The organism is Leptospiraceae bacterium, from assembly GCA_024233835.1.
GTDB lineage: Bacteria > Spirochaetota > Leptospiria > Leptospirales > Leptospiraceae > JACKPC01.
The window spans coordinates 1,863,219-1,876,587 of sequence record JACKPC010000001.1 but is presented as its reverse complement, the minus strand read 5'-3'; the positions used below and the strand labels follow the sequence as shown (position 1 = coordinate 1,876,587).

Here is a 13,369-nt window from a genome sequence, read left to right as displayed (position 1 = left end):
AAAAATGAAATTATCCGACGTTCAACACCATGCCTTAGATTATCATGATTATAAAAAGAAAATTAACGAACTGCAAAAAAAAGCGAGGGACTTAAGCTATCTCGCCTATGAAAGGCAAAGAGGAGCCATTCTCGTTTTTGAAGGTTGGGATGCAGCCGGAAAAGGAGGAGCCATTCGCCGCCTCACAACTTCTATTGATCCCAAATTATACCATGTAAAACCTATAGCAGCACCCAACTCCGTAGAAAAGAAACATCATTATCTCTGGAGATTCTGGGTTCAACTCCCATCGGACGGTCACATATGTATCTTTGATAGATCCTGGTATGGACGGGTACTGGTAGAAAGAGTAGAAGGCTTTGCCGGGGAGGAAGAATGGAGACGTTCCTATAACGAAATTGTAAATTTTGAGAAGGATCTCCTCGATTCAGGCAGGATAGTAATCAAATACTGGCTTCACATTACGAGTGAAGAGCAACTAAATCGCTTTAATGCCAGACAGGAAGACCCCCTGAAACGCTGGAAATTAACCGATGAAGATTGGAGAAATAGGGAAAAATGGAGCTTATATGAAAATGCAGCCGAAGAAATGTTTGAAAAAACCGATAGAAAAAAAGCCAAATGGAACATTATCGCTGCTAACGATAAATACTTCGCAAGGGTTGAAATTTTAAAAATCTTCTGTAAAACCCTATCTAAAGAATTGGGAGTTCCTTCCGACTTTTTTTCTTAAAGATTAAAAACGGAACTAATCACTTCTTTCATTTCCTGCTCAATTTTCCCGGAGGAGGAGCCGTTTCTCATGCACTCCTCCATGTGCTCCGTTACGTAAACTTCACTAAATTTTTTTAATGCGTTGTTCGCTGCTTTGACAAGGCGCATGATTTTTATGCAATCTCTCTCTTCTTCATTTTGAAGAGTTTTTTTAATTGCCTCAATCTGACCCTGTATCCGATTCAATCTATGTATCAGTGGAAGGTTTTCCATAGTAAACGTACAATACCCCCCAAGGTATAAGTCAATAAAAATAGTTTTTTATTTTCAAATCGGATTGATTTTATGATAGACGCTTTTCTAAAACTAAGAATAAATACCTTATGCAGAAAAAATTAGAACTATATCCAAGTTTTACTGAACATATCTTAAACGAAGAAGAGTTGCTGTCAATTCTGGGACAGGGTGAAAATGGCTATTTAAGCCGTTCGATTTACTATGATGGAAGGCTGGACTTTGCCTGTGGATGGATAAAGAAATTTTATGATTCAGGAGAGTGGCAGACTAGATTCACTTTCTAGCCCTGCCGTTTTCCCCTATAAATCTTATCTTCTTATTTTCAAATCACCAAGGTCATGAATACTTCTATAAACGAGTTTATTCTCGGTTCTAGCCGGATCAAAGATTAAAATCAATACTTTATTGAAATTATAATAATCAGGTCTGTATTCAGTATAATGGTGGGTCATAATCGTAGTCTTTTGTCTTGCCTGTAAAATTGTATATTTGTGTTCAGGAAAAGACTCATAAATATCCTTTTTGTTCTCATCATCCGTAATTCCCTTGAAGTTCGAAACTAATCTTTCTTCATGAGAAGGTCCTTTTGTTCCATAAAGGGTAAATTCTAAGGCATCTTTGGGATTAGAGCTCAAATAAAGAATATATTCTTCCAGAGAAGGTTCTCCAAGTTTTACTCTTTGACCCTGATTCTGTCTTTTTTCGACTTCCTGCTTTCTCTCGTCATAAGTTTTCTTTCCAAAAAGTCCGGTTCCTCTGGGTTGTAAACTATCCCATATAGATTTTCCCAACTCTTCTTGTTTAAAAGGTTTTGAACCGATTAATTCAGAAAAATTGATTCTTTTTTCAGATTTCTTCGGATCATTCGGCCTCCAGGCAGGATGAGGAACGAGCGCCCTGGATACAGGTTCTATCGCATTTGACTCATTTAAAGCCAAAACATAGATAGAATATTTGTTATTCTTTGCATCATGGCTTTGAAGATCGAGTTGTACATCCAGCACTTCTCCTCTTCCGTTATCAGCATACCTTTTAGAGAAAGAAACGTTCTTTACCTCCATTCTGTAATCATACACAGCAAGAGGGCTGAACTTGTTTAAAGAAGAACCGGAAGCGTCTCCAGCTGAAGCAGCGCTTGTATCAGCTGTTGCTCCGGTACTTGTATCATCCTGAGCACTTATATTCAGGGTAAAGAATACTGCACAGATAAAAAGTAAATAGGTTGCAAGCTTATTCATAGATCCATTCACTCGTATTGTTTATTTTTTTTATTATCGTAAAAACCGACTGTACAAATTAGGATATAGTCATCTTTTTATGCAAGTACAATCTTAAAAAACCCTTTAAAAACTATCTTATAAAAGAGTTTTCAACTAAAAGATCGTTTACGATCCGATTGTTCTCATCCACATGAACCACACAGGGCTCATAAGATAAAGGAATTTCTTCCTTATCGACCTGACCGTAAGTAATAATAATTATTTTATCGCCTACAGCCCCTAATCTGGCAGCCGCTCCATTCAGACAAATCTTACCCGAACCCCTCTCTCCTTCAATTAGATAGGTTTCAAAACGACTTCCGTTGTTTATGTTTACTACAGCTACCTGTTGATAAGGTATCATTCCTGCTGCATCTAACAAATCTTTGTCGACAGTGAGACTACCGACATAATTCAGATCTGCTTCAGTTACCGTTGCTCTGTGAATTTTGCTCTGACATATGGTTATAAACATCACTACTCTCTTTTGGAAATTTTCGGGAATACCGGAAATGTTGCCCGGTGGAGGTTTTATCAAATAGACTCAAATTACTTTATCCTAGTTTTAAAAAAACCTCTATATGCCTATCACTTTTTTCCAATTTACTGGTAATTTATCTTGAATATTTTTCCATATAGATTCAGAAGTCTTCTTTGCTTAAAGAAATGAATCTTTGTATTGATGGTTTCCGGGCTAAAAAAGATTTCGTTATATAAAGGCGTGATCACATAATTTTCATACAGGTTCGGGTAAACCATGCTTTCATCGTCTTTAGATTTCAAAAATGCCTGTACAACTTTTCGAATTTTTCGAACCTCAGCTTTCTCCAGGTCTAATTCAAGGTCTTTATTGGCAATTAATCGAAAACCGCTTAAAGAAGTCTCGAAGCAGAAATAAGGTTCAGCTTTTAAAACCTGTCCCGAAACCAGCTCGAGGATGCACTGGTTCATTCTAACAGGTTGGGGGCAATTTTCAAGGTGTATATATCTCTCTCCGGTTATCGTCTTTCCATTTCTCTGAAAATATACTCCATCGGTATAGTAAATTGCTTTTCCAAGATTGAGTCTATCAATTCCACCGGAGCAATTCACTATATAATAGATAACCTTGGATAGCTTATCCATATCTTCCACCCTTTGCTCATTAGACCATTTTTCTTCACAATTTTCTGACATTTTTCCTTATCAACTTATAAGTTTCTTGTTTTTTATTTTGCATAAATCTTTATAAAACTTATCGACCTCTAAGAAATGATTGTACCCGGAAAACTTCAAAATCTAGATTATTCGCGTTATCTACGCTTTCAGGAGAAACTAAGAAAAAAAAGGAAAGAACTACTTCTTTTTGTAGAGCACCCCGCCTGTATTACCGCCGGAACCACCTTTCAAAAAAATAATCTCTTATTTTCCGAAAGTCTACTGACCAGAAAGAAAATCGGATTCTATCAAATAAAAAGAGGAGGTGATGTAACCGCCCATGAACCCGGTCAATTAGTCATTTATCCCCATGTGGATCTAAAAAAAAGAAATATAGGAATCGCCGGCTTTTTAGATACTTTTTTAGAGGCGATTCGGAAATCCGTCTTAGAGGTCTGGAAGATAGAATTATGTTTAAAACCGGAGAGTCCGGGCCTCTACCTGAAAAAAAATCCGGAAAAAAAATTGGTCTCTATAGGAGTTCAGTTTAAACAATTCTTTACGAGTTTCGGAGCTGCTATCAATATTTCCAATTCTCTCGAGACATTTTCCTGTATAAATCCCTGCGGAGGAAAAGCAAGTGACATTGTTTCCATCCAAAGTCTAAACCAAAACCCCGGCAAGGAAGAAGAGTTCAGAGAAATTTTCCTGAAACTGTTTTTATATTCGTTGGGATAGATCCTACAGTCATCAGAGACTTAATAGCGAAGCGTATCGAAGTCTCGGATGACCGAAGGGCAGCTTTTTTATAATCGAAACTTATCCATAGGGAATTGCTTACAGATTTCAGCAACTTCCCCTTTTGCTTTTTGTAAAACCTTTTCCTCTTCAATATTTTCGAGAACATCACAGATGAGGCTTCCTACTTTTTTCATTTCTTCCGCTTTCAGCCCTCTTGTAGTCAAGGCCGGTGTTCCAATTCGGATTCCGGAAGTAATGGCCGGAGGCTTTTCATCAAACGGAATCCCGTTCTTATTGACTGTAATATTGGCTTCTTCCAGTCTATCAGCCGCTACAGCACCGGTGACACCCTTGACAGAAACATCGACAAGCATAAGATGATTATCTGTTCCTCCGCTGATAAGCCTGAATCCCCTCATTACAAAGACCTCAGCCAAAACCTTCGCATTTTCTATCACCTGAGTGGCATATTGTTTAAATTCAGGTTTCAAGGCCTCTCCAAAAGCAACTGCCTTGGCGGCAATTACATGCATTAAAGGTCCTCCCTGAACCCCGGGAAATACCCTTGAATTTAAAACCTTACCATTTTCCTCTGAAGAAAGAATCAAACCTCCCCTCGGCCCCCGTAATGTCTTATGGGTAGTAGTGGTAACATAGTCAGCGAGGCCTACCGGACTCGGATGAAGCCCGGTAGCTACGAGTCCTGCAATATGGGCAATGTCAGTCATGAGTTTTGCCCCTACCTCTTTTGCAATCTCCGCAAAAGCGACAAAATCAATGGTTCGAGGATAGGCCGAAGCACCGGCTACAATCAATTTAGGTTTATGCTCAAGAGCCAGCTTACGAAGTTCATCGTAATCGATACGGTGATTATCCTGTCTGACGCCATAAGGAACTACCTTGTAATTTCTGCCGCTAAAATTCACCGGAGAACCATGAGTCAGGTGTCCTCCATGGGCTAAATTCATCCCCATAAAAGTATCACCCGGTTGAAGACAGGCCAGAAACACAGCCATATTTGCCTGAGCACCACTATGCGGTTGCACATTGGCGTATTCTGCACCGAAAAGTCTCTTTGCTCTTTCTATCGCCAGTGCTTCGACTGTATCCGCATTTTCACATCCATTATAGTAACGCTTTCCCGGATACCCTTCTGCATACTTATTGGTTAGGGTAGAATGATAAGCTTCTAAAACCGCTCTGGATACAAAATTCTCTGAGGCTATCAATTCCAGGCTATTTTCCTGTCTTTTGTCCTCTTCCTCTAAGGCCTGAAAAACTTCTTTATCTAATTCCTGTAATATACTCATAACATTCACTCTATACTGAAAATAAAATCCGCATTTCCATATTTCTGAATAAGTAACTCTTCAGCCTGAACAATTACCTCTCTCCAGAAAGACCTGGAAAATGGGAGTATTTCCTCTCCTTTGATTCCTATATACGTAAAAAATAATTCCTTCAAATCCTGCTTAAATCTTTCTATCCGGAAATTAGAAGGTAAGGCCGAAATAAACTCGGAATGCTTCCTTTTTTGTCTGTATTCGGGTTCTTCCGGTGGATGAGAAAGATTTTCTTCTATCCGGGGTAAAAAGTCCCTGTTTAGAATCAAAGTTCCATGATGTACAATACAGTTCTTTTTTCGAAATTGTGCATTTCCGGATATTTTCTTTAAGCCACTCTCTTCTTTAAAAACCAGGTCGGATTTACCACCTGAAAAGGCAACAATTCCCTGACGGGAAAGGGCTTTAATAAGTAGAGAAAGTAAAATCTCATAAGAATCTTTTACGGGATATAATTCTTCTTTTTCTTTTAAGGAAACAAAAAATGAAAAATTCAAATTAGAATCCGAACTATGAAAAACAGTTCCTCCCCCGGAAGCTCTCCTGAGAATAAAAGGAACCCCATTTTCCTTCATAAGTTTGGGGAACTGAGTTTTTTCTAAAATCTGTTTTTTATATTTATGAATAAGTTCCGATTTGATGTTTTTAGAAACAGAATCGGAACGTCCGAGTACAATTGTATTTTCATTTTTCCAAAAACGAAGACCGGCTGAATAAATAGAAGAAGTTAATTTTAAAGCTATGGCTTCTTCAAGGGCAAGGTTGTAGTAAGGATTCCTGAGAGTTGTAGTATCCAGATAAAATAGCCCCGGCATCTGATTTCCATTTAGAAATGGAATACTCTCATGTCAAGGAGGATTCTACGAACCGCTGCAAAAGTTATATAATGAAAGTTTAAAGCAGCTTAAAATCTTTTCTTAGGAAGATATTTATGGTATTCCATTTCGAAAGTATTAACCAGAAAAGTATAGTATTTTACTAATTGCTTATCTACTTTATTTTTCTCCAATTCTGCTCGAAAAAACTCTGCCATCTGGTTACGTAATAAGGGAGTTTTAAAATCAGATTTGTTTATAATAATTGTTCCGGGCATTTTTCTCGGCACAAGATCTCTGGGAATATTAATTACAACCGAGTGACTTAAAAGCGCAAACTCAATCGAAGAAGCTACCTTGTTCATGTCTTCTTCTTTCATTAAAATAGGAATCTTCCTTTGAATTTCTTCAAGATTCGAATTAATTTTGGAACGCAGACTGGATGAATCATAAATCTTATCTTCTATCTTATTATAGGTAGAGGGAAAAACGTACATCTCTGCTATTTTAGATATTTCTAAAGTCTTTTCTTCTTTGCTCGATTTATTTTCTTCCGAGGCAAATATGGTAGATTTATCGTCCATTTGCTCAGAAGATGAATTTGAAGAAATTAAGTTTTTCTTAAGTTTCTCTATATCTATAATATTCTTTCTAACTCTAAAAAACCTGGCCGAAATGAATCCTATGATAAAACTTAGAGGTATGCCGGTTACTATAAAGAATACATTAGATTCAACAGAAGCTAAAAAGAAGGAACCAATTAAGCAAAAAATTGTCGCTGATAATCCGGCCGGAAGGTTATACTTTCTTCTAAAATTTTCTCTCTTTTGTCTTTCTAAGGCATCTCTTTCAAATCGATTAATATCTTCTACTAAACGGTTTACATGGTCTTCCCTTATCTTTCCATTAATTCGTGGATCATTTCGCAATTTCAAATCTTCAAATATTTTTTTAGCTATATTTAATTGTTCCGCCATTTCGGGATCGGTATTAGAGAGGGAACTTAACTTATGCAAAACACTCGCCATATACCCCTGATCCACGCAATACATCATCAGCCTTCCCTGCTCATTACTCATTTCATAAGTTCCCAGCTCAGCTTTTAAATGTGTTTTAAGACCATCTACAGCAGCATTAATGTCTCCTTCATCTTTTATCCCGGCACGAAATATTTCCTGCTTCACATCTAAACTGAGAAGAGTCAATTCCTTCCTGGTATGCTCGGAAACATAATTCACAATACCTTCATACAAGGAACTCTGAATAGCATCAAATTTTCTTTCAATGAGACTATCCATATCTTTTATCATAACATCCAAAATTTTTACTGACTGCGAACAGGTATATTCCACTTTTTTAGATAGCTCCGAGCTTATGCGACTAAAGGGAAACTCATTTACAAGATTAATCAACTCTTTAACCTTCCCCCTACTCTGCTTACGACCTTCTTCGGCATTTTCTAAAATATCTTTTCGATAATGGGTAAGCTTAGAACGATAATTTGTAGGATCCGAATTCTCTAAAAATTTAGGGAAGTAATGCAGGCAAAATTTCTCCAAACCATCTGCCTGAGCCCTGTAATGGACTACTGTTTCCGGCTGTCTTTTATAGGTTCCATCCGGGTTCATTTCAAGTTTATCAATGATCATGTGGTAATTATCAAGAACTCGTTTCAACTGATTTTTTTCCCGTCCGTATGCGATAAAGTCATCCACAAAATCTCTAACTGAAATATAGGAATAAGGTTTAAAGGCCCTTTTTAGGAGCATCGTTATTTCAGATTCCATAGAACAAAGATGTGGATACAACCAGGGTTCCCCACTTTTCGTTTTGTACATAAGAATCTTTCCCGGTTCTTCTTCTTCAATTTCTTTTACTTTTTTAGAACGATTACCCAGAATAATATCAATCATTCCCTTGGAATAATTAAAACAAATCTCTCGAAAATGACTGACATCCACTTCTATAGAAGTCTGAGGAGCAATAAGGGCAATCTTCGCTGCCACCTTATTATTGTTATTCACAAGAAAAGGATATAGATAAACAATCCGGTTCATCCCATCACCTTCCCAATCGCAAATTTGCTTGAGAGCCAGATCAATGGATTCTGTTGACTTGGATTGCGTACTCAGGTTACTATACTTTTGAAGGCTTTCCTGGAGCTTATCAAGAGTTAATAATTCTCCCGGATGAATATTATTCCCACCTCTCGATTTAACTCCCTTGTGACGTTCTCGCAGTTCATCCATGATGCACTTGGCAGTTGCACTTAAGTTCGTCATGCTCTGCGGGCTTTTTAGTTTTATAGGGGTCCCTGCACCTCTATAGGGCTTTTCGAGTTCGAGTTCTTCAATTTCAGAGCGGTTCTTTTTATTAGAAGCATTAGACATGGATATTACGTTCCCGGGTTCAATAAATTATAGACTACCCAAAATTAAAAAACAATATAATGCTGGTTGTTTTACGTAAATAACAATTTTTATTTTGATCTTTTTCAAGAATAGTATTTTTTAGAATTAGAATAATTATAAAAAATAAAACAAAAAAATGAGCGAATTCATCATTCAGCTCAATTTTTCATCTACCTAGAGATTTGCTCTATTTTGTAATGGATTTCACGGGCCATATGTATATTTCCGGACCCTCTATAGTATCCTTCCAATTTCTTCAAAACCTCCATAGCTCCGGGGTTCTGCCGTAAACTATTCAGTAGTATTTTTTCACTATCACTGTCAGAACTACTTCCAAAATTTGCAGCACTAATAGGAGTCATAGCTTTTGTAAAAGAAGGATTTAGAAGTTTATCGTTTTCAGGCTTATCACTAAAAATCAGGGTAAGTGAAATTGTGAGTATAGCTGCGGTTGCAAGAATCGCATAACCCGGTCGCCACACATTCTCTACTTGATTTTTCTGATTTTCAATGTTTTCTTTTTCTAACCTGGCCATTAGCCTATCATTAAAGTTTTCAGATAGCCTCACATCTGAAATTTCCTTTTTGCGATAATCAGATAAAGCTCGAATAAGACTACACTCGATCAACCTGTGATCATACTGTAAATCTTCATTAAAACTAGCTTTCTTCCTGCTAAACCAGATTTTTAGACTTGATTCATGAGCCAAAATGGAACTCTCCTTTCTTATCTTGTAGAATTAAATGCTTTAATAGCTCTTTCGCTTTGAAAAGTCTGCTTTTCACAGTCCCAACATTGCAATTAAGCACTTCTGCTATGTCAGAATAAGACATTTCTTCGAAATATCTGAGTTCGATCACCTGCTTATAAATAGAATCCAACTCATTTATCTTATTGATTAGATAATTTGACTCTTCTGTTAGTTCTAATTTTTTTTCGTAACTAATCCTTTCATCAACAAATTGGTTCTCATTTTCTTCAATAGGCTTTTCCGACTCTTTCTTCTTCTTCGTCAAAAGATCCTTTGACTTATTCACAACAATCCTGTAGAGCCAGGTATAGACACCGGATTCTGCCCTGAATTTATTAATCGATTTATATCCCGAAATTAAGGAGTCCTGAACAATGTCTTCAGCGTCGTCGTCATCTTTAACCATAGATTTAGCCTTACGGAATAACCTTTCTCGAAAAGGTGTTACCAATTCCACATAAGCAGCTTTATCTCCGGCTTTAATGCGCTTGAGGAGTAATTTTTCTCTTTCCCTGAGGGTCATTATCTATTAAACTTTTACAACCTTATAAATATACCGTCATTTAAAGACAATATTAATTTCAAATACTTACAGCTATTTTCCTTTTGCCTGTGAGATTTATCTTCCTTCTTTTTTCTTCCAATAATTCTGAGGGTTCCGAAAATACAAACAGGTGAATCCTAATAAATTCTTTTTATATGCCCTCTGGTTTTTATCAAACCTAATTTATCTACTTCCCTTTTTTGTTTATGGTATTCATTTCAGGCCTATTTTTATGATTTTTTTCATAATTAGTCTTTTGTGTACGGTCTTTGGATTTAAAAAAAATTCCGACTCCATCCGTTCTTCTGAACTCAATTTTTTTTACTTTTCCGGTTTTCTTTTTTTGAGTATCCATTTTTTTTTCCTGCAAAAAAATCATTTTGAAACTTTCTTTTTAGGTGATTTTGATTATGTCTCTCTTTCAGAAACCCTTCAATCGAGTTTAAAAGGCTATTTCTTCCGAAATCACTATCTCGGAAATATAGACAAAGCGAATTTTTTAGCCCACCATTTTTCTCCGGCTATGCTGGTTCTGGCTCCTTTTCTCTATTTATCCGAATTTCGACTTGGTTTCGGATATGGACTACTTTTCTTTCACCTTTTTAGTTTTGTTCTTTTTCGTAAAATTCTCGATTTTTTTCCCCTGAACCCCGGAGAAAAGGCTCTGTGGCTCTTTTTTTTCCTTTTGAATCTCTATGTTTACAGATTATTCACTTCCTATCACTACGAATCCCTATTTTTATTCTCAGCCCTGGGGCTTATCCTTTCTCATTTAAAAAATAATAACTTCTTATTCAGCTTTTTCTTCCTTTTTTCTCTACTTCTAAAGGAAGACATTTCCCTTTATCTCGCTCTTTTCTCTCTATATCTTTTATTCGAGAAAAAAAAATATACAGCTCTTCTTGTTTTATCCATTTCCTTTTTCTATTTTTTCTTCGTCCCTGCCTTTTTTCAGAAAAGACTGGATCCTTCCGCCTCGGTTAATTGGCTTTCATCCTGGTCAAAATGGGGCAAAACTTACCCGGAAATTCTTTTACATTTTATTTCTCAACCCGGGATTATCCTTAATTCTTTCCTGAACCATAAGAAAACAATTTTAGAACTCAGCCTTGGAGCCGGTTTTCTTTTCTGGTTCTACATCCCCTCCCTTCCCTTATTTATAGGAATTATGCTCATTCACTTTCTTTCGGATAGATACTGGTATAATACCTTTTATAACTACTACATATACAGCCTTCTACCTTTTTATCTGTTCTTCAGCCTGAAAGGTTACTTATCTCTACGAAAAAAAACAGGACAGACTATACTACTCCTGGCTATAAGTCTCTGTCTATATCGAAATAGCACTGACTCTCTCTTTCCTCATAAACTTTCTGAGCCGGATAGAACACGTTTGGATACTGTTAGGAATGCCTTTCAAGAAATTCCAAAATATTCCTGCCTGAGTGTACAATTTGATCTTTCCGGTTTTGCTCCCCGTTCTCTATCCATTTATCCGATCCGGGAAAGAAACCTAAAAGAATTTATCCTCCTTGATTTTTCAAAGAAAAGCTTTTCTCCCTATCTCAGTATAAAAAAATTAAAGGAATTAAAAAATCGGCTCGTCTCTTCAGGTAAATACCGGGTTATGTGGCAAAAAAATAATACTTACATTTTAGAATCATTCAAAAAAGGAAGTATTTCCTGTGATACCTACAATAATCATTGACTTTTTAGGATTACAGAATAGGCTTTTCACCCATGTTTAAATCCCTACTTTTCAAGGTGATTTTTTCGGTCGCGATATCTATTTTTATCATAGAACTTATCATTGGTTTATTTAGCGTAAGCAGTCGAAAAAAACAACTTATTCTGAGTAAAACTGAATCTTTTCAACTAACAACAGAAGCCCTTGAGGATGATATACTGGATTTTTACCCGAAAGAACAGGAAAAAATTCTGATCCGGCTTCAGCATTTATCACAAAATCTTGGACTTACCTGTATCCAACTCTATTCAGATACACAGAAAACCCTACTGAGCACCTGCCCTACAGTAGATACAAAGTTTTACCCCTCCGGATTTTCAGATAATATTATGATTTCAAAAGACGAAGATCTCATCCGCTACAAAATAAATCTTAAACAAAATAATTCACTTTCTCTAATATATGATTTTCCAAATGCTCAATTTATAAAAGAAACAAAAAAGTACGCTTTAAATATTGTCGCTCTTGTTGGTATCATAATTGCTTTCGTAACGCTCATTATGAGTTTTATACTCTATCTTATTATTCTAAAACCTATTATCTCAATCAAACAACAAATTGCCCATTCCCTCGATCAGGGACATATTGATTTAACAACCAAAATTCAGAATCACAGTAAGGATGAACTGGGAGAAATTACAAATTTTTTTAATCTATATATAGAAAAAGTTCATAGCTTCATTGTTCATGCTATTGAAACATACAGGGAATTAAAAGAGAGAATTCAGTCTCTGCATAAACTAACAAATAAAATCCATGAAGGTTCCGAGAAAGTATTAGAATCTACTAAAAAAATTACAGGGGATGCAGAATCACAAAATAAAGAATTAGGCTCGATCCAACAATCTATAAAAAATATGGAAAATGAAATTTCAAGTCTTTATGAGATCGCAGATGATTCGGGAGAACACGCAAAAAAAACATTACAGACTATCGCTATTGCCCAAAAACAGGGGCAAAACTCTTTACTAATTTCAGAGAAATTAGAGAAAAACCTAAATTCAATCAACGCAAAAATGCAAAACCTGGAAAAACAATCCAATGAAATCGGAAAAGTAGTAGACATTATTTCGAAAATTGCCAAGCAAATTAATTTATTAGCTCTTAACGCTGCTATTGAAGCAGAAAGAGCAGGAGAATCAGGAAAAGGATTTGGTGTAGTATCTTCCGAAATTAGTAAGTTAGCCGATACTTCTTCCAGCTCAACACAAAATATCAACACATTTATTAGAGATATACAATCCTCCATTCAGGAGGTTCTTTCCGCCATCAGCCTTATCTCAAAAGATAGCAAACTGCACAGAGACAATATCCAGCAATTATCTGAAAATTTTATGACTGTAGAACAGAGTGCCAGAGAAATGGAAGTCTATACAGGCTCCATTCATAATTATATCAAGCAACAAAAAGAATTAGCCGGAATTATCAATCTTTCGATTCAACACTTATACGCACTTTCCAAGAATTATTCAGATGAAACGAAAGAGGCATCCTTTGAAACCGCTATGCAGAAAAAAGATAGTGAAGAAATCACTAAAACCCTACATGAAATATTAAATTCTTCTAATAACTTAAAAAATCTAATAGAAAAATTTATTGTTTAACAAGG

At 36.2% G+C, this 13,369-nt stretch carries 15 protein-coding genes; 5 read left to right on the top strand and 10 right to left on the bottom strand.

Annotated elements, in window-relative coordinates; translation table 11 throughout:
• Window positions 1-4 precede the first annotated feature (4 nt).
• Complete coding sequence (locus H7A25_08570) at window positions 5-733, top strand: UDP-galactose-lipid carrier transferase (GenBank protein MCP5499942.1); 729 nt, start codon at window positions 5-7, stop codon at window positions 731-733.
• Here the strand turns inward: H7A25_08570 and H7A25_08565 are convergent.
• Window positions 730-987, bottom strand: coding sequence for a metal-sensitive transcriptional regulator (locus tag H7A25_08565; GenBank protein ID MCP5499941.1), 258 nt, complete (start codon window positions 985-987; stop codon window positions 730-732). The genes H7A25_08570 and H7A25_08565 overlap by 4 nt on opposite strands.
• Window positions 988-1,097: 110 nt before the next feature.
• Here H7A25_08565 and H7A25_08560 point away from each other — a divergent pair, with 110 nt between their 5' ends.
• Complete coding sequence (locus tag H7A25_08560) at window positions 1,098-1,295, top strand: hypothetical protein (protein ID MCP5499940.1); 198 nt, start codon at window positions 1,098-1,100, stop codon at window positions 1,293-1,295.
• 24 nt (window positions 1,296-1,319) lie between these two features.
• On the opposite strand, the gene H7A25_08555 is transcribed toward H7A25_08560, so the two are convergent.
• The 3 genes from H7A25_08555 to H7A25_08545 form a co-directional block, all read right to left on the bottom strand.
• Window positions 1,320-2,249 carry a hypothetical protein gene (locus H7A25_08555; GenBank protein MCP5499939.1) on the bottom strand — a complete coding sequence of 310 codons (930 nt, stop codon included), beginning with the start codon at window positions 2,247-2,249 and terminating at the stop codon, window positions 1,320-1,322.
• Between the two features lie 112 nt (window positions 2,250-2,361).
• On the bottom strand, window positions 2,362-2,745 hold the full coding sequence (locus H7A25_08550) for an aspartate 1-decarboxylase (GenBank protein ID MCP5499938.1): 384 nt from the start codon (window positions 2,743-2,745) through the stop codon (window positions 2,362-2,364).
• 128 nt (window positions 2,746-2,873) lie between these two features.
• Window positions 2,874-3,395, bottom strand: coding sequence for a DUF4065 domain-containing protein (locus tag H7A25_08545; protein MCP5499937.1), 522 nt, complete (start codon window positions 3,393-3,395; stop codon window positions 2,874-2,876).
• Between the two features lie 126 nt (window positions 3,396-3,521).
• On the opposite strand from H7A25_08545, the gene lipB reads away from it, so the two are divergent.
• A complete protein-coding gene (lipB, locus tag H7A25_08540) occupies window positions 3,522-4,145 on the top strand; it encodes a lipoyl(octanoyl) transferase LipB (protein MCP5499936.1) in 624 nt (207 codons plus the stop codon).
• Between the two features lie 68 nt (window positions 4,146-4,213).
• Here lipB and H7A25_08535 read toward each other — a convergent pair whose 3' ends face one another.
• The 6 genes from H7A25_08535 to H7A25_08510 form a co-directional block, all read right to left on the bottom strand.
• On the bottom strand, window positions 4,214-5,458 hold the full coding sequence (locus H7A25_08535; GenBank protein ID MCP5499935.1) for a serine hydroxymethyltransferase: 1,245 nt from the start codon (window positions 5,456-5,458) through the stop codon (window positions 4,214-4,216).
• A 5-nt stretch (window positions 5,459-5,463) separates the two neighbouring features.
• Window positions 5,464-6,306: a lipoate--protein ligase family protein gene (locus H7A25_08530; GenBank protein MCP5499934.1), complete on the bottom strand. Its 843-nt coding sequence runs from the start codon at window positions 6,304-6,306 to the stop codon at window positions 5,464-5,466.
• Window positions 6,307-6,395: 89 nt separating this feature from the next.
• Window positions 6,396-8,696 carry a hypothetical protein gene (locus H7A25_08525; protein MCP5499933.1) on the bottom strand — a complete coding sequence of 767 codons (2,301 nt, stop codon included), beginning with the start codon at window positions 8,694-8,696 and terminating at the stop codon, window positions 6,396-6,398.
• Window positions 8,697-8,887: 191 nt separating this feature from the next.
• Entirely contained in the window at window positions 8,888-9,427 is a 540-nt protein-coding gene (locus tag H7A25_08520) for a hypothetical protein (protein MCP5499932.1), read from the bottom strand.
• Window positions 9,417-9,992, bottom strand: coding sequence for a sigma-70 family RNA polymerase sigma factor (locus H7A25_08515; GenBank protein ID MCP5499931.1), 576 nt, complete (start codon window positions 9,990-9,992; stop codon window positions 9,417-9,419). The genes H7A25_08520 and H7A25_08515 overlap by 11 nt, the downstream gene beginning before the upstream one ends.
• Window positions 9,993-10,200: 208 nt before the next feature.
• Window positions 10,201-10,368 (bottom strand): hypothetical protein, encoded by a 168-nt coding sequence (locus tag H7A25_08510; protein ID MCP5499930.1) that lies wholly within the window; start codon window positions 10,366-10,368, stop codon window positions 10,201-10,203.
• Between H7A25_08510 and H7A25_08505 the strand changes: the two genes are divergently transcribed.
• Window positions 10,357-11,721 (top strand): DUF2079 domain-containing protein, encoded by a 1,365-nt coding sequence (locus H7A25_08505; GenBank protein ID MCP5499929.1) that lies wholly within the window; start codon window positions 10,357-10,359, stop codon window positions 11,719-11,721. The genes H7A25_08510 and H7A25_08505 overlap by 12 nt on opposite strands.
• 32 nt (window positions 11,722-11,753) lie before the next feature.
• The gene (locus H7A25_08500) at window positions 11,754-13,364 is read left to right on the top strand and encodes a methyl-accepting chemotaxis protein (protein MCP5499928.1); all 1,611 of its coding nucleotides are present in this window, start codon (window positions 11,754-11,756) and stop codon (window positions 13,362-13,364) included.
• Window positions 13,365-13,369 lie beyond the last annotated feature (5 nt).